This is a genomic window from Wenzhouxiangella sp. AB-CW3 (genome assembly GCF_014725735.1).
Classification (GTDB): domain Bacteria; phylum Pseudomonadota; class Gammaproteobacteria; order Xanthomonadales; family Wenzhouxiangellaceae; genus Wenzhouxiangella.
This window is the reverse complement of record NZ_CP061368.1, coordinates 3,207,638-3,224,771: the sequence shown is the minus strand read 5'-3', so window position 1 is coordinate 3,224,771 and position 17,134 is coordinate 3,207,638. Positions and strand designations below refer to the sequence as shown.

Annotated in this window: 14 protein-coding genes; 13 read left to right on the top strand and 1 reads right to left on the bottom strand. The window is 65.1% G+C overall.

Translation table 11 applies throughout. The features are described from left to right. Positions 1-51: 51 nt before the first annotated feature. From leuS to pmbA, 11 genes are all read left to right on the top strand, one after another. Positions 52-2,640 carry a leucine--tRNA ligase gene (leuS, locus tag IC757_RS13920; RefSeq protein ID WP_190974892.1) on the top strand — a complete coding sequence of 863 codons (2,589 nt, stop codon included), beginning with the start codon at positions 52-54 and terminating at the stop codon, positions 2,638-2,640. Then, positions 2,640-3,134, top strand: coding sequence for an LPS assembly lipoprotein LptE (gene lptE, locus IC757_RS13915; RefSeq protein WP_190974891.1), 495 nt, complete (start codon positions 2,640-2,642; stop codon positions 3,132-3,134). Before leuS ends, lptE begins: the two co-directional genes overlap by 1 nt. Beyond that, a complete protein-coding gene (gene holA / locus IC757_RS13910; RefSeq protein ID WP_190974890.1) occupies positions 3,131-4,150 on the top strand; it encodes a DNA polymerase III subunit delta in 1,020 nt (339 codons plus the stop codon). The genes lptE and holA overlap by 4 nt, the downstream gene beginning before the upstream one ends. Continuing rightward, positions 4,147-4,794 (top strand): nicotinate-nucleotide adenylyltransferase, encoded by a 648-nt coding sequence (nadD, locus tag IC757_RS13905; RefSeq protein WP_190974889.1) that lies wholly within the window; start codon positions 4,147-4,149, stop codon positions 4,792-4,794. The genes holA and nadD overlap by 4 nt, the downstream gene beginning before the upstream one ends. A 94-nt stretch (positions 4,795-4,888) precedes the next feature. Further along, a complete protein-coding gene (gene rsfS / locus IC757_RS13900; protein WP_190974888.1) occupies positions 4,889-5,257 on the top strand; it encodes a ribosome silencing factor in 369 nt (122 codons plus the stop codon). 17 nt (positions 5,258-5,274) lie between these two features. Then, positions 5,275-5,736 (top strand): 23S rRNA (pseudouridine(1915)-N(3))-methyltransferase RlmH, encoded by a 462-nt coding sequence (gene rlmH, locus IC757_RS13895; RefSeq protein WP_190974887.1) that lies wholly within the window; start codon positions 5,275-5,277, stop codon positions 5,734-5,736. Positions 5,737-5,860: 124 nt separating this feature from the next. Then, positions 5,861-6,427 carry a Maf family protein gene (locus IC757_RS13890; RefSeq protein WP_190974886.1) on the top strand — a complete coding sequence of 189 codons (567 nt, stop codon included), beginning with the start codon at positions 5,861-5,863 and terminating at the stop codon, positions 6,425-6,427. A gap of 73 nt (positions 6,428-6,500) precedes the next feature. Beyond that, a complete protein-coding gene (gene rng, locus IC757_RS13885) occupies positions 6,501-7,973 on the top strand; it encodes a ribonuclease G (RefSeq protein WP_190974885.1) in 1,473 nt (490 codons plus the stop codon). A gap of 35 nt (positions 7,974-8,008) precedes the next feature. Then, positions 8,009-11,734 carry a YhdP family protein gene (locus IC757_RS13880; protein ID WP_190974884.1) on the top strand — a complete coding sequence of 1,242 codons (3,726 nt, stop codon included), beginning with the start codon at positions 8,009-8,011 and terminating at the stop codon, positions 11,732-11,734. Between the two features lie 65 nt (positions 11,735-11,799). Continuing rightward, on the top strand, positions 11,800-13,230 hold the full coding sequence (gene tldD / locus IC757_RS13875) for a metalloprotease TldD (RefSeq protein WP_190974883.1): 1,431 nt from the start codon (positions 11,800-11,802) through the stop codon (positions 13,228-13,230). A 95-nt stretch (positions 13,231-13,325) separates the two neighbouring features. After that, entirely contained in the window at positions 13,326-14,711 is a 1,386-nt protein-coding gene (gene pmbA, locus IC757_RS13870; protein WP_190974882.1) for a metalloprotease PmbA, read from the top strand. Between the two features lie 6 nt (positions 14,712-14,717). Here pmbA and IC757_RS13865 read toward each other — a convergent pair whose 3' ends face one another. After that, a complete protein-coding gene (locus tag IC757_RS13865; RefSeq protein WP_190974881.1) occupies positions 14,718-15,293 on the bottom strand; it encodes a DUF2845 domain-containing protein in 576 nt (191 codons plus the stop codon). A 212-nt stretch (positions 15,294-15,505) separates the two neighbouring features. On the opposite strand from IC757_RS13865, the gene IC757_RS13860 reads away from it, so the two are divergent. Beyond that, the gene (locus IC757_RS13860; RefSeq protein ID WP_190974880.1) at positions 15,506-16,096 is read left to right on the top strand and encodes a YceI family protein; all 591 of its coding nucleotides are present in this window, start codon (positions 15,506-15,508) and stop codon (positions 16,094-16,096) included. Between the two features lie 261 nt (positions 16,097-16,357). Beyond that, the gene (tpiA, locus tag IC757_RS13855) at positions 16,358-17,107 is read left to right on the top strand and encodes a triose-phosphate isomerase (RefSeq protein ID WP_190974879.1); all 750 of its coding nucleotides are present in this window, start codon (positions 16,358-16,360) and stop codon (positions 17,105-17,107) included. Positions 17,108-17,134: the final 27 nt, after the last annotated feature.

Here is a 17,134-nt window from a genome sequence, read left to right as displayed (position 1 = left end):
CGGCGCTTCTGTTTAGCTGAACAAGACCCACACAATCGGAACTGACTCAAAGTGTCAGAGACTTACGATCCCGGCGTACTGGAGCCGGAAATCCAGGAATACTGGCAAACCAGCGATGTCCACCGTGCCGACAGCGGCGACGGCGACCGTTTCTATTGCCTGAGCATGTTTCCCTACCCGTCGGGCAAGCTGCACATGGGGCACATGCGCAACTACACCATCAGCGACGTGATTTCACGTTACCAGCGCATGCAGGGCAGGCGCGTGCTGCAGCCCATGGGCTGGGATGCCTTCGGCCTGCCGGCGGAGAATGCCGCCATGGCCAATGCGGTTCCGCCGGCCGAATGGACGCGCAACAACATCGATCACATGCGCACCCAGCTCAAGGCCCTGGGCTTTGCTATCGACTGGGAGCGCGAAGTCGCCACCTGCGATGCCGACTACTATCGCTGGAACCAGTGGTTCTTTCTCAAGCTGCTCGAACGCGGCATTGCCTACAAGAAGACCGGCACGGTCAACTGGGACCCGGTCGATCAGACCGTGCTGGCCAACGAACAGGTGGTCGACGGTCGCGGCTGGCGCACGGGTGCGCTGGTCGAAAAGCGCGAGATCCCGATGTACTACCTGCGCATCACCGACTATGCCGACGAGTTGCTGAGCAGTCTTGATGAGCTCGACGGCTGGCCCGAGCGCGTGCGCACCATGCAGGCCAACTGGATCGGCCGCAGCGAAGGCGCCGAAATTGAGTTCGCCTGTGGCGACGAGACCATCAAGGTCTTCACCACCCGCCCCGATACCCTTATGGGCGCGACCTTCATGGCCGTGGCCGCCGAACATCCGCTGGCGCGCGAGGCCGCGAAAGACAACCCCGAACTGGCCACGTTCATTGCCGAGTGCCAGAAGGGCGGCGTGTCGGAGGCTGAAATCGCCGCCCAGGAAAAGCTGGGCATGGACACCGGCCTGAAAGCCATCCATCCCCTGACCGGCGACGAGCTGCCGGTGTGGGTGGCCAATTACGTACTAATGGGCTACGGCGAGGGCGCCATCATGGCCGTGCCGGGCCACGACGAGCGCGACTTCGAGTTCGCGCTGAAATACGACCTGCCAATCCGCCAGGTCATCGGCCGGCCCGGCGGCGAAGTCTACGATGATCGACAGTGGCATGACGACTACGCTGCCAAGGACGGCGAACTGGTCAATTCCGGTGCTTACGACGGGCTGAGCTGTCGGGACGGGTTCAATGCCATCGTCGCCGACCTGGAGAAGAAGGGAGCCGGCCGGGCCCGCGTGCAGTTCCGCCTGCGCGATTGGGGCATCTCGCGCCAGCGCTACTGGGGCTGTCCGATTCCCATCGTCCACTGCCCCGACTGCGGCGACGTGCCGGTGCCCGAAGAGGATCTGCCGGTGCGCCTGCCCGAGGATCTCGTGCCCGACGGCTCGGGCAATCCGCTCAACCGCCACGAGGCCTTCGTCAACACCACCTGCCCGAAGTGCGGAGCCGCGGCGAAGCGCGAGACCGACACCATGGACACCTTTGTCGATTCGTCCTGGTACTTCCTGCGCTACACCTGTGCCGACAATCACGACGCCATGGTCGATGAGCGCACCAATCACTGGATGCCGGTCGATCAGTACATTGGTGGCATCGAGCACGCCATCCTGCACCTGCTCTACGCGCGTTTCTGGACAAAGTTGATGCGCGACGAGGGGCTGGTCGAGGTCGACGAGCCGTTTGCCCGGCTGCTGACCCAGGGCATGGTGCTGGCCGAGACTTACTATCGTGAAGACGATCAGGGCCGGCTGGAGTGGTTCAATCCGGCTGATGTGGACATCAGGCGCGACGGCAAGGGCGGCATCGAATCGGCCATGCTGAAGTCCGACGGCCAGCCGGTCGAGCCCGGTGGCATCGAGAAGATGGCCAAGTCGAAGAACAACGGCGTCGACCCGCAGGAGCTGGTCGACCAGTATGGCGCCGATACCGTGCGCCTGTTTTCAATGTTTGCCGCGCCGCCGGAGCAGTCGCTGGAATGGTCCGATGCCGGTGTCGAGGGTGGCTGGCGTTTCATCAAGCGGCTGTGGACGGCGGTCAATGCCTATGCCGCCGAGGGTGTGCAACCGGGTGTCCGGCCGGACGCGCTGACAGGCGATGCGGCCAACCTGCGTTGCCAGTTGCACGAGACCATTGCCAAGGTCGGCGACGACATGGGCCGGCGCTACACCTTCAACACCGCGATTGCCGCGATCATGGAGTTCTGCAATGGCCTGCTGCGCTTCAAGCCGGTCGACGACAACCAGCGCGCCCTGGTCCAGGAGTGCTGGGAGGCGGTGGTGCGGTTGATCGCGCCGGTCACGCCGCACTTGTCAGAAGCCCTGTGGCGCAGGCTGGGTCGCGAAGGCTCGGTGTTCGCGGCGGGCTGGCCCGAGGTCGACGAGTCGGCGCTGGTGCGTGCCTCGGTCACCCTGGTCGTGCAGGTCAACGGCAAGGTCCGTGGCCGTATCGAGGTGGCCCCCGGTGCCGACCGCGACAGCGTGCAGGCCGCCGCCCTGGAAGATGCCAACGTGGCGCGTTTCATCGAGGGCAAGACCGTGCGCAAGGTGATTCACGTGCCCGACAAGCTGCTCAATATCGTGGCTGCCTGATGCCGCTGCGTGCGCTGTCGCTGCTGCTGTTCTGCCTGGTACTGGCCGCCTGCGGCTTTCAGTTGCGCGGCGAGGCGCGACTGCCCGCAGTGATGGGCAGCACCTGGCTGGAAGTCAGCGATGCCGGGTCGGATTTTGGCCGCGATCTGGCCCGTCAGCTCGAGGCCAACGGCATTCGGGTGCTCGATGCCCACCAGGACGGTGCGGCCCACCTGAAGATACATCGCGAGCAGATCCGGCGCGAGGCCCTGACCTTTACCGGTCAGGCCAGGGTGCGGGAGTTCTTGCTCATCTACGATATGGCGTTCGAGCTGCGCGATGCGCAGGGCGATACCCTGGTCGGCCCGGAAACCCTGCAACTGACGCGAGAATACAGTTTCGACGAGCAGGAAATCCTGGCCGCACAGCGCGAGCAGGAGTTTCTGGAAGATGACCTCAGGCGTGCCATGGTGGCCCGCTTGCTGCGCCGGCTGGAGGCCGTCACCGAGTCATGAAGCTGTTTCCGGACAAGCTTTCGACCCGCCTTGAGCGGGAAATCGATCCGGTCTACCTGGTTGCCGGTCAGGAAGCGTTGTCGATCGAGGAGTGCTGCGATGCCATCCGGCAGGCCGCGCGCCGCGCCGAGATTGCCGAGCGCATCGTCCTCGAGGCAGACGGCCGCTTCGACTGGAGCCAGCTGGAATCATCCACCGAAACGCATTCACTGTTCGCCACCCGCCGACTCATCGAGGTCCGGCTGCCCACCGGCAAGCCCGGGCGCGAAGGCGGTGCGGCGCTGCGCGCCTTTGTCGAGCGTGGGGGAGACGACGTGATTCTCGTCAAGTGCGACGAGTGGGACATGAAAAGCGAGCGCTCGGCCTGGGTCAAGGCGCTCGATGGCGCGGGTGTCTATGTGCCGTGCTGGAAGATCAAGCCTCACCAGCTGCCAGACTGGATCACGCGCCGTCTGGCGGCGCGCGGCTTGCGCGCCGACCGTGCCACGGCCACTTTCCTGGCCGAGCGCCTGGAAGGCAATCTGCTGGCCGCCGCCCAGGAGATAGAACGCCTGGGCCTGTTGTTCGGGGCCGGGCCGATTGCGCTCGAGCAGGTGCGTGAAGCGGTGGCCGACAACGCACGTTTCGACAGTTTTCGCCTGGTTGAACTGGTGTTGGCCGGCCAGCCGGGAGCGGCCGTGCGGTCGATTCGCGGGCTGCGCGAGGCCGAGACGGCCATGCCCCTGATTGTCGGTGCGCTGGCGCGAGAGCTGCAGGGCATCGCGGCATTTCAGGCCCTGACGCGCCACATGTCCCCGGCCCAGGCCTTTTCGGAGCTGGGCGTCTGGAAAAGCCGTCAGCAGCCACTCATGGCAGCATCACGCCGTCTGCAGCCCGATATCGTGCGCCAGGCGCAGTCGCGGCTGGCCGATCTCGATGCCATGTCCAAGTCCAGCCGGCAGGGCGAATTCTGGGTTGCCCTGGAACGGCTGTGCGTTGGTCTGGCGACCAATCGTGCCGGGATGTGCGCGGCATGAATCGCGCCACGGCCGTTTTCGGGGGGACCTTCGATCCGGTGCATTACGGTCACCTGCGGGCGGCCGCCGAGGTCAGCGAAAAACTCGATGTCGACGACTTTCGTCTTCTGCCCGCCGGGCAACCGCCGCACCGCGACCTGACCGGGGCCGAGGCCTATCATCGTCTGGCCATGCTGGAGCTGGCGCTGGCACCGTATCCCGATCTGACGGTCGACGAACGCGAAGTGCGTCGCGAAGGGCCGTCCTACATGGTCGAGACGCTGCATTCGATCCGGCGCGAGTCGGCGGATGCACCGGTCATACTGTGTCTCGGGCAGGATGCCGCCAACCAGCTTGCCGGCTGGCATCGCTGGCGCGAGCTGTTTGAGCTCGCCCACCTGGTGGTCATGAAGCGGCCGCGAAGCCGACCACGTTATCCCGATGCCGTGGCCCGGGAGCTGGCCCCGCGTCGCGCGCGATCGACTGCAGCGCTGATGAACGAGCCGGCGGGCCGCGTACGCAACCTGGAAGTGACCCAGCTGGCCATATCCTCCACCGATATCCGCAACCGGCTGGCGGCCGGCCGAGACCCGCGATTCCTGCTGCCGGCCACGGTGCTGGCCTATATTCGCAAGCACGGGCTGTACGACGCCAGAGGCGGGTGAAAAGACCGGACATCCTGCCGGGTCGCTCGCGTGATGATGCCGGCGGCGATACGGGTTAGAATAGAGTCCGGTTTTACTAGAGCAAACTCCGTACTTGACTGAACAGCAAACGCTCTCCCCGAGTCAGTTGCGCGATCTCGCCATCGCCGCCCTCGAAGACGCCAAGGCCTCGGATATCCAGGTCATTGACCTCGCTGAACGCAGCACCTTCGCCGACTTCATGATCATCTGCAGTGGTACCTCCTCGCGCCAGGTCAAGGCCGCGGCCGAGCGGGTGGCGTTGCGCGCCAAGTCGGCCGGCGTCCGGCCCTTTGGCATCGAGGGCACCGACGAATGTGAGTGGGTCCTGGTGGACCTGTGCGACGTGGTGGTGCACGTCATGCAACCGCAGGCACGCGCCTTCTACAACCTTGAGAAACTCTGGTCGGCGCCGCCGGCGGCAACGCATTCGGCGCAAGCCTGAGCGCTGCGGGGTAGAAGGTGGACCTTGTGGTAGCCGCCGTCGGGACGCGCATGCCCGACTGGATTGCCGATGGCTGGCAGGAGTATGCCCGCCGCATGCCACCCCACCTGAAGCTGGAACTGATCGAAGTGCCCGTGGCCGGCAAGGCCGGTGCTGGCCGCGAGTCAACCGTCGAGGCCGAGCGACTGCTGGCCAGAGCCCCGGAGGATGCCTGCCGCGTTGCGCTGGAAATCGGCGCCCGACCCTGGTCGACCGAAAAGCTGTCATCACGTCTGGAGCACTGGCAGCTCGAAGGCCGTGCCGTATGGTTCTTCATCGGTGGCGCCAGGGGGCTGGATCGCAGCGTGCTCGACACCTGCCACGAGCGCTGGTCGCTGGGGCCGGCCACACTGCCGCACATGCTGGTGCGCGTGGTTGTTGCCGAACAGCTCTATCGTGCCTGGACTGTGTTGAGTGGGCATCCTTATCATCGGGGGTGATTGAGAGACGGTAAAAGGTGAACGGTGAAAGGTAAAAAGTGAATTCGGCAATGTCGTTCCTGAACACTGGCTTCCTCCTCTCCCCTATTACCTCTTACCTCTTACCTCTTACCTTTCACCTGTTATGAAAAACCTCATCCTCGCTTCCGCTTCTCCCCGTCGCCGGGAATTGCTTGGTGTATTTGGTATCGATTTCGAGGTCAGGCCGGCTGATATCGATGAGTCGGTGCTGGATGGTGAAACGCCGGCCGATTACACCTTGCGTCTGGCCGTGGAGAAGGCGCGGGCAGTGGCTGGCGACTGCCCGGGCGGTTTTGTGCTGGGGTCGGATACGACCGTGGCCCTGGATGGTGAGTGCCTGGGCAAACCCGTTGATGCCGCGCAGGCCCGCGATATGCTGCTGAGGCTCTCGGGCACCCGGCACGACGTGCTTTCGGCCGTGGCCCTGGTGCATCCCGATGGCGAGGTCGACAGCCGACTCAGTACCACCATCGTCGATTTTGCCCCGCTGCCCGCAGCTTGGGTTGATGCCTATGTCGACTCGGGTGAACCCATGGACAAGGCCGGGGCATATGGCATTCAGGGTGCGGCCGGGATCTGGGTGCGTCGGCTCGAGGGCAGTTATACCGGGGTGGTCGGCCTGCCACAGTTCGAGACCGGCGAACTGCTGCGCGCCGCCGGTCTGTGCTGATGCGCAACCGCCCGCCATGCGGCAGGGTGATATTCTTGCACGTTGAGAGCAACTGCCCCGGAAAGCCCGAGCCTTGAGCGACGATATCCTGATCAATGTCACCCCGACCGAGCGGCGCGTCGCGGTGGTCGAAAACGGCCTGCTCCAGGAACTCTACCTGGAGCGGATCAACGATGCCGGGTTTGTCGGCAATATCTACATGGGCCGGGTCGAGCGCGTGCTGCCCGGCATGCAGGCCGCGTTCGTCAATATCGGGCTCGACCGCACCGCGTTTCTGCACGCCGCCGACGTCGTGCCGCGCCAGCCCGAACTCAACGACGACGGTGAACCGCTGCCAACGCCACCGATCACGGAGTTGCTGCACCAGGGGCAGCAACTGCTGGTGCAGGTCATCAAGGACCCGCTGGGCACCAAGGGCGCCCGGCTCACCACCCAGCTGAGTATCCCGTCTCGCTATCTCGTGTTGTTGCCCGGCGTCGACAGCCTGGGGGTGTCGATTCGAATCGAGGCCGAGGACGAGCGCCAGCGATTGCGTGATGACGTGCGTGAACTGCTCGGCGAGTCGGCCGAGGCCGGGTTCATCATCCGCACCAATGCCGAGGGCGTCGGGCCCGAGGCGCTCAGGCGCGATCTGGCCTACCTGCGCCAGCTCTGGCCGCATATCGAGGCCGAAGCGCGGGAGGCCGGCCCGGGCCAGTGCGTCTACGAGGACCTGGCCCTGCCATTCCGATCCCTGCGTGATCTCATGCACGGCGGTGTCGAGCGGGTCCGGATCGACGACGAGGAGACCTGGCGCCGGGCCAAGCGTTTCGCCGGTGATTTCTTTCCCGAGTGGGTCGAACGCATCGAGCTTTACGGCGGTGATGGCCCGCTGTTCGACCTTTACGGCGTCGAGGGCGAGATCGAGCGGGCGCTGAGTCGCACCACGCAGCTGAAGTCCGGCGGCCACCTGGCCGTTGACCAGACCGAGGCCATGACCACGGTGGATGTGAATACCGGCGGCTACGTCGGCCATCGCAATCTCGAGGAAACCATCTACAAGACCAACCTCGAGGCGGCTCAGGCCATTGCCCGTCAACTGCGGCTGCGCAACCTGGGTGGCATCATCATCATCGACTTCATCGACATGTACGATGAAGAGCACAAGCGCCAGGTGCTGCGCACGCTGCAGCGTGCGCTGACGCGAGACCATGCCCGCACCACCGTGTCGGACATCTCCGCTCTCGGGCTGGTGGAAATGACCCGCAAGCGCACCACCGAAAGCCTGGAACATCGTCTGTGCGAACCTTGCCAGGCCTGCGAGGGCACGGGCCGGGTCAAAAGTGTGGATACGGTCTGTTCGGAGATATTCCGCGAAATTCTGCGCGCGGTACGACAGTTCGATACCGGTGAGCTCAGGGTCATGGCCTGCCCGCCGGTGGTCGATCGTATCCTTGAAGAACACCACCGCACCATTGCCGAGCTGACCGAGCAGCTGGGTACCAGCATCTGCTTTCAGCCCGAGGAAGGATACGGCCAGGAACAGTTTGACGTGGTTCTGCTTTGACCGAGGAAGTGCGCCCAAGACCCTGGCTGCCCACAATGATCCGACGCCTGGTGGGCCTGCTGTTCTATGCCTGTGCACTGGTGATCATCGGACTGGCGATCGTGGTCGGGGTGGGCCGCGCCCTGGCACCTCATGCCGACGAAATGCGCCCCTGGCTGGAAGTGGCGCTCACCGACCGGCTGGGTCTGCCGGTCGCCATTGAACGGGTCGAGGCGCACTGGCCCCGGCTCACGCCGCAACTGCAACTCAACGGGGTTCGGGTCGGCGAGCCCGATGCGCCGCTGGCCAGCATCGACAGCGCCAGCCTGGATGTCCACCTTCCCGGCCTGGCCGGGGGCGCCGGCAACCTGTTCGATCTGACCGTCATCGGTCTGGATGTGGAACTGACCGAGGACGAGGACGGATCGTGGGGGCTGCAGCTGGTGCGGGGCGGTCAACTGGGGGGTGGTGACGGTCTGCCCGCCGAGCGTGTGCTGACCGGCAACCTGCTGCTGCGCGAGGTGGAGGTGCGCATTCAGCCGCAGGAATGGCCGGCCACGGCCTGGCACTTGCCGGAGGCGGAGCTGGAGCGCTCTGCCGAGCGCACGGCCCTGATCGGCCGGATTCATCCGCAGGCTGACGCTGCATCCGTGCTCGAATTGCGATTGCTGGCCGATCATGCCGCCGGCAGCCTGGAAGCAATCCGGGCCTGGTTCGGGCTGCCCGGTCTCGATCTGGGAGCTGACCTTTTTGCTCCCTTCGTGCCCGAAGCCGTGGACACACGCGAACGCCTGTTGCAGGCGGACCTCTGGCTGGACTGGTCGCGCGAATCCGGGGCCGGTCTGAGCCTGGATTTTGCCCTGACCGGCGGCGAAGACGAGGCAGTCAGTGGCACCTTGCTGGCCGAGCGCATCGGTCGCCGGGTGGACCTGAATCTGCCGGAAATGAAAATCGGCGATGAGCCCGTAGTGAGCGGATTGGCACTGGCCTGGCATGATCGGCGCGCGGCGCTGGCCTTCGATGCGCTGGATCTGGATCGCCTGCATCGCCTCCTGGCGCCTGTGTCCGGTCTTTTGCCCTGGTGGCCGGAGCGTCTGGAAGGGCAGGTGGATTCGGTATCGCTGATGCTTGACCTTGATGAAAGCCTGCACGCCGTGAACGGTCGGATCCGGGAGCTCGTGCTGGCCCCTACCGGCCCCGTTCCGGGCGTCGAAGGGTTGGACCTTGAACTGGGTCTGGCCGGTGACCGCGTCGTATTGAGCCCATCGGGGCCGGCGACCGTGATGTGGCCGCAGCAACTGCGCGAGTCGGTTGAGCTGGACGCCATTGCCGGCCAGTTGCTGCTGGCCCCCGAAGGCATCGAGATGCGGGAGCTGTCGATTGCCGGAGATATCGTCTCCGCCCGGGCCGATGGCTGGATCTACCTGGGCCCGGAACGCCCGTTCCTCGATTTCGGAATCGACGTGCAGCGCATCGAGGCCGGTGATCCGCGACCCTGGCTGCCCCGGGGCATCGTGCCGCCAAGGGCACTGGAATGGCTGGAACAGTCGCTGGTGCATGTGGATCATGCCAGCGGGCAACTGCTGTTTCACATGCGCGCCGGCCAGCGCGCCGCGGATTTCGATCCCGGCGACTTTCAGGCAGAGATCGATTTTGCCGGGGCCCGCATGGACTACTGGCCGGAATGGCCGCTGGCCCGCCTGCATGAAGGGCAGGTCCGGTTTCTCGGACGGTCACTTTACGGCCAGGTGCCCTCGGCGCACCTGGGCGAGTCCACATTGTCGGTAGACCAGGTGGTCATTGGCGACCTGACCCAGCCGGAACTGGTTTTCCTGGCCACCGCCGACGATGCCGATGCCACGGCCCTGGCCGCGACCCTCGCCGACATGCCGGTGGCCGGCTGGCAGGCCCTGTTTGACCAGACGCGGTGGTCGGGTTCGCTGGCCTTTGCCACGGAGGTGACTTTGCCGCTGCGCCAGATGAGCGAGTGGCATCTTGATGGCGAAGTGGAGATCAACGACGCCCGGGTGGCCCTGCCGGCGCTGGGTATCGAGCTCTCGGCATTGCATGGCGCGGCATTCTTCGATCGACACCGGATTGTTCCAACGGCACTCCAGGCGCGTGCCGGGCAACGCATGCTGACCCTGGATCTTGCCGCGGACTTCGATGCGCCGACGCGGCTCGATATCGGCGCCGAGCTGCACCCGGCAGACCTGCTGGCCGACGACGAGCTGGCTGACCTGGTGGCCCGGCATGTCACCGGCACTACTTTCTGGCGCCTGGGACTCGATGCCGTGGAGGATGGCCTGTCGATCACGCTGGAAAGCGACCTCGAAGGCATAGGGTTCGAACTGCCCGAGCCGGCCAACAAGTTGATGCCGCAATCCTGGCCGTTCAGGGCCGATGTGCGCCTGGTCGATCAGGATATCGAACTCGACCTGAGCCTGGCCGAAAGCCTGGAGATGGCGGCATGGCGCGAGGCCGGAGACTGGACCACCACAGTCGGTCTCCACCAGCCCAGGCCGGCGCGTCCGGACAACCCCGGAACGGTCGTGCGGGGGCAGCTGAACGACCTTGATCTTGGCGCCTGGGTGAGCCTGATCGATGCGCTGCCGCTGCCCGATGCCCGCGGCGTGGGGCGGGCCGATATCGCGCTGTCGCTGGGTCGACTGGCCTGGGAGAACCTGTCGATTGATGCCGTCGAGCTGGGACTGGTTCGTGAAGAGGGTGCATGGGAAGCCAGTTTCGATGGTGACGGTGCCCGGGGGCGGGCGACCATCCCGTCGCCGCTGGATTCCGGCCGCGTTCTGGCTGTGGACCTCGCCCGCCTGCATCTCGATCATGACCGCCCCGAACCCGACCCGACTCAACTGATCGCCGAGCTGGGGCCCGGACAGACATCCACCGCCAGTCCGGTGGGGTACCCGCCATTGCACCTGCTGATCGAGGATCTTCGCTACCGGGATCTCGACCTCGGACGGGTGCGCGTCGAAAGCCACGCTACTGACAGCGGCGTGGAAATCGAGCGGGTCGAGGCCAGCGGCGAGACGCTCAGCCTGCAGGGGCGCGGCCGCTGGGTCGAGGGCGATGCCGGTCCTTACAGCGAGTTCGAGGGGCGGTTGATCACCGACAGCCTGACCGAGCTGATGACGGCGCTGGGTTATGAAATCGGCATTCAGGCCGCACGCGCCCAGGCCGACCTGGCCGGGCGCTGGCCCGGGGCGCCGCATGATTTCTCGCTGCAGCGTCTCGACGGCGCACTGGATATCGAAGTCAGCGACGGGCTGATCCCCGAGGCGCGTCCCGGCGCGGGTCGGCTGCTGGGCCTGATCAGCATCAGCACCATACCCCGCCGTCTGACGCTCGATTTCCGCGATGTCTTCGCCCAGGGGCTGAAGTTCGACCGAATCGAGGGCCGGTTCCGCATCGCCGACGGCGTGGCCAGTACCGACGAGCTGCTGATTGATGCGCCGGCTGCCAGTATCAAGGTCAGCGGCGAGACCGACCTGATCGACCGGCGTTACGACCAGTACCTGGTGGTCGAGCCGGGTGTGGGCGGCACCTTGCCCCTGATCGGAGGCTTGGCCGGCGGGCCGATGGGCGCGGCGGCCGGTCTCGTGCTGCAGACCCTGTTCGACGGCCCCCTGCGAGGCATTGCCGAGGCTCGTTACGCGGTCACCGGGGCCTGGGAGGCGCCGGAAGTCGATCTGGTCGAGGCCAGGGTCACCGATGAAGAGGGCGAGGAACGCATTCTGCTGCCCGAGGAGCTGGACCTGGATTGAAAGGCGCCGCTGTCGTCCGAATATCTCAGGGGTTGCCTTACACAATAGAGTCTGCGAGCAAATTCATGTACGAACGGGTTCTCGATCAACTGCTCACGCCGGCCGGGCTCGGAGAGCACGAGCTGGAAATGGCACTGGGCCGGCTGGTGTCCAGCCAGATCGATTTTGGCGAGCTTTACTTCCAGCGACGGGTGTCGGAAGGCTGGTCGCTGGAGGACGGAGCCGTCAAGGGCGGCAGTTACGATGCAGACCAGGGCATTGGCGTGCGCGCCGTGGCCGGTGCCGGTACCGGCTTTGCCTACGCCGACACCATCAGCCTGCCCTCACTGATCGACGCGGCCGCCAGTGCCCGTGCAATTGCCCGCCAGGGCAGTTCGGGAAGTCTCCAGGTGGGCCGCGCCGCACCGGTGCCGGCGCGCTACATTTCCGACGACCCCACCGTCAGTGGCCGTGCTTCCGACCGGGTCGAGCTGCTCAGAACCATCGATGCCTACGTGCGTTCTCTCGATGACCGGGTAAGCCAGGTCAGCGTCAGTCTCAACGCCAGTCACGAGTCGATCCTGGTCACGGCCACCGACGGTGTGGTCGGCGGCGATGTCAGGCCCCTGGTGCGTCTGGATATCCGGGTGCTGATGGAAGACGGTGACCGCCGCGAACAGGGTTTTTCCGGCGGTGGCGGACGTTACCGGATTGCGCAGCTGATGGCGCCGGAGTTCTGGCAGCATCATGCCAGCGAGGCGGTCCGCCAGGCGACCGTGAACCTGGGAGCCGAGCCGGCACCGGCCGGCTACATGACCGTGGTGCTGGGCTCCGGCTGGCCCGGCGTTCTGCTGCACGAAGCAGTGGGCCATGGCCTGGAAGGGGATTTCAACCGCAAGGGCATTTCGGCGTTTTCCGGGCGCATCGGTGAGCGGGTGGCGACCGAAGCCTGCACCGTGGTCGATGACGGCACCCTGGCTGACCGTCGTGGTTCGCTCAGCATCGATGATGAAGGTACGCCGACGAACTGCACCACCCTGATTGAAAACGGCCGGCTGGTCGGCTACATGCAGGATCGGCTCAATGCGCGGCTCATGGGCGTCGAGCCCACGGGCAATGGTCGCCGCGAGTCATTCGCCCACCTGCCAATGCCACGCATGACTAATACCTACATGCTGCCCGGTGAGCACGATCCGGGCGAAATCATCTCCTCGGTCGACGATGGCATCTACGCGGTCAACTTCAACGGCGGGCAGGTCGATATCACGTCCGGCAAGTTCGTGTTTGCCGCCTCCGAGGCCTACCGCATCAAGAACGGCAAGCTGGGCCCGGCCATCAAGGGGGCGACCCTGATCGGCAACGGACCGGACGTGCTCACGCGGGTGGGTATGGTCGGCAACGACCTGGCCCTGGACTCCGGCGTGGGCGTGTGCGGCAAGGAAGGCCAGGGAGTGCCGGTGGGCGTGGGGCAGCCCACACTGCGTATTGATGGGCTGACTGTCGGCGGAACCGACTGAAACCAGGATCAGACCGATGACCGGTTGCTTCCGTGCGTCGTGCCGGTGAGGTGCGGCGCCGCAACCGGTCCAAAAAATTCAGGAACACTGCAGGTATGAGTAACAGCGAACTGAAAGGCAGCGGGATCAATGCCCTGCTGCACGATCCGGACCGTGAGATCGACTTGCTGATCGATATTGCAACCCGGGTCATCGACCAGGCCAGGGCTGGCGGTGCCGACCAGGCCGAGGTCAGCATCAACTCCAGCCTGGCCCGTGAAGCCGGTGTGCGAATGGGCGAAATCGAAACCCTGGAAGAGGCCCGGGATCGCGGAGTACGAGTGACGGTCTATCGGCAGCAGTGCGCCGGCAGCGCCAGCACGGGCGACCTCAGAGCCGATGTCATCGACGAAACCGTCGAGCGGGCCCTGGCCATTGCCCGGCACACCCAGCCTGACCGCGACGCGGGCCTGGCCGATGCCGCCCTCATGGCCACCGACATCACCGACCTGGACCTGTGGCATCCCGCCGATCTCGGGCTGGATGTCCTGGCCGAGCGCGCGCGAGAGATCGAGGCGGTTGGCCGGGATGCCGACACGCGCATTGCCAATACCGAGGGCGCCAGTGTCAGCACCGAGGCCGGCGTGGCCGTGTATGCCAACAGCCATGGCTTTGTCGCCAGCAGCCGAGGTACCCGCTTTTCCCAGAGTTGCGTGCTGATCGCGCGTGATGAGGCCGGCATGCAGCGGGATTTCGACTATGACACGGCGCGTGCCTTCGGCGAGCTGGCCGCTCCAGAGGTAACCGGCCGCGAAGCCGCCCGCCGAACGCTGCGCCGGCTCGGGTCGAAACGAATCCCGACCGGCCGGGTGCCGGTATTGTTCAGCCCGGAAACGGCCCGGGGGCTGATCGGACACCTGGTAGCCGCGGCCTCCGGCAGCAATCTCTACCGTCGCTCGAGCTACCTGCTTGATGCGGCCGGACAGTCCGTCATGCCGGACTGGGCGTCGCTGGTTGAGCGGCCGCGCCTGCCGAGCGCGGCACGTTCCTCGTGCTTTGATGGCGATGGCGTGGCCACCCGGGAATCGGCCCTGGTCGATGCCGGTGTCCTCAAGCGGTATGTGCTGGGCAGCTATTCGGCGCGGCGTCTGGGCCTGAAAACAACCGCCAACGCCGGGGGCGTGAGAAACCTCGAGCTGGTCGGCGGCGCTTCCACCCAGGAGCAGTTGATCCAGGACATGGAGCGCGGGCTGGTGGTGACCGAACTCATGGGGCAGGGCGTGAACCTGGTCACCGGCGACTACTCCCGCGGCGCCGCGGGCTTCTGGGTGGAAAACGGCGAAATCGCCTGGCCGGTGGAGGAAATCACGATCGCCGGACACCTGCGCGACATGCTGGGCAATCTGCGTGCCGCCGGCACCGATATTGATCCTCGACACAACATCCGCACCGGGTCGCTGCTGCTTGACGAAATGACCGTGGCCGGCCAGGGAGATGACTGAGGATTCTCAACGCCGCTCGGACCTGATCCTGTGCAGCCGGCCGTCGACAAACAGCAACTCCCGGGGATGCTGGCGGGGGCCGAAGTCATAAGTCCAGCTCAATCTTTCGCGAGTGTCCGTCCGGCCGCCGTGGTAGCCGTAGTGGGCCGGTGAAGGCAGTTCGTAACTGTAGTCCGGCTCGCCGCAGCGGGCGAAGACCTCGGCAATGGTGTCGCCCGCATTTCTCAGTTCGTTGGGATTGCAGCGCCGGCTTCCGGGGCGGTGGTCGACGCCGTAGCCCAGGGAATCGATGCGGCTCAGGCGACCGTCGACAAACACCAGTTGGCGCATGAAACGGCGCTGCCCGAAATTGAGTGTCCAGATCTCCACGCGCTGCATGGCGAGCGGACGGCCCCGACGATCGGCGCCGCTGGCCCGGTCGTAGCTTTCGCGCCAGAACGGTTCAGGGCACTGGCGCGCCACCTGCCAGATCGGGTCGCCGGCGCGCACCAGCCGCGATCCGCAATGCAGCGAATCGGCCGAGGACCAGGCGGCAGGCGGCAGCAACAGCAGGCCGGCAATCAGGACGAATCTCATGCTCATGGGATCCATGATAATCCTCCTCATTGAACCGCCGATGAATCACCTTCACCTGGTGTTGTCTCAAACCGGGTGATAGTTGCCGGGTGCACTGCGTGCAAGCCGGCAGCCATCGACGGACTGCCAGGCGGCCAGGAACAACCCGGCCCGCCGGAAACGCTAACGGCAGCAACAATGCCCATCCGAACGAAACCGTCTCACGAGGAGAACAGGACATGAAGACCCGAATCATCGCCGCCATCTGCCTGCTGGCACTGGCCGCTCCGCTCAAGGCCGACAACCATGCCGAGCACTACGTGATTGACACCCCCGGCGCCCATGCCTTCATCCAGTTCAAGATTTCCCACCTGGGCTTTTCCTGGCTGTATGGACGCTTCAACGACTTCGAGGGCGAGTTCACCTATGACCCCGACACCCCCGAAAACTCCTCGGTGGAAGTGACAGTGCAGACCGCCAGTGTCGACTCGAACCATGAGCGCCGCGACGATCACCTGCGCAACGAGGACTTCCTCACCGTGGAAGAGTATCCCGAGGCCCACTTCCGCTCGACGGCCTTCGAGCGCGTCGAAGAAGGCCAGTACCGCATGACCGGTGAATTCACCCTGCTCGGCGTCACCCGCGAACTGGACATCGACGTCGAACATGTCGGCGCCGGCGAAGACCCCTGGGGCAACTACCGCCGCGGCTTCCACGGCACCACCACCTTCCGCCTGGCCGACTTCGGCATCGACTACGACCTCGGCGAAGAAGCCGAAGTCATCAAAATCATCCTGGACATAGAAGGCATCCTGAAAACCGACGACTAACCCTCCCCGGGGCGGCGGCCCACCCCGCCGCCCACCCCCACCTAACCCCCATCCCCCTCGCAGCCCCGCCAGCCAATCCAACCCCAACCCAACCGCAAGCCGCTCTTCACACTTCACACTTCACACTTCACACTTCACACTTAACACTTAACACTTAACACTTCACACCTCACACTTAACACTCAGCGCAAATTTCCCATTTGTTGTCCCCCCCCAAAACCAGTAAAATCTCCCCCCACTCGAACAGGGGTGGTATCCGAAATGCGAAACAAGCTGATTGCCGGCAACTGGAAGATGAACGGTACGAAGCCGGAGATCCGGAGTCTGATAGGCGGCATTCTTTCCCGACTGGACCCGGAGCGGTCAGCCGAAGTCATGGTGCTGCCCCCGTTTCCGTATATCCCGCTGGTGCAGTCTCTACTCGATCACACCCCGGTGCTGCTCGGCGGGCAGGATTTGAGCCCGCATGCTTCCGGCGCCTATACCGGGGATGTGTCCGGTTCCATGCTGGCCGACTGGAACTGCGGCTACGTCCTGGTGGGCCACTCCGAACGCCGCGCCCTGCACGGTGAAACCAGTGCGCAGGTCGCCGAGAAGTTCGTCGCGGCCCAGGAAGCCGGTCTGCAGCCGATCCTTTGTGTCGGGGAAACCCTGGACGAGCGCGAGGCCGGGCGGACCCGCGAGGTGGTCGGCGGCCAGATCGGTGCGGTCATCGAAGCGGCCGGCATCAATGCCTTTTCCAGGGCGGTGGTGGCCTACGAGCCTGTCTGGGCCATCGGCACCGGGCAGACAGCGACGCCGGAACAGGCACAGGAAATCCATGCCGGTATCCGTGCGCAATTGTCAGCAGAGGATGCTACAATAGGCGGTCGGGTCAGGATCCTTTACGGCGGAAGCGTCAAGCCCGACAATGCCGCCGAATTGTTTGCCTGTGAAGACATCGACGGTGGCCTGATTGGCGGCGCATCGCTGAAGGCCGAATCGTTTATGGCCATCTACCAGGCGGCCTGACAAGACAGCATGTTCAGAGACTGATAA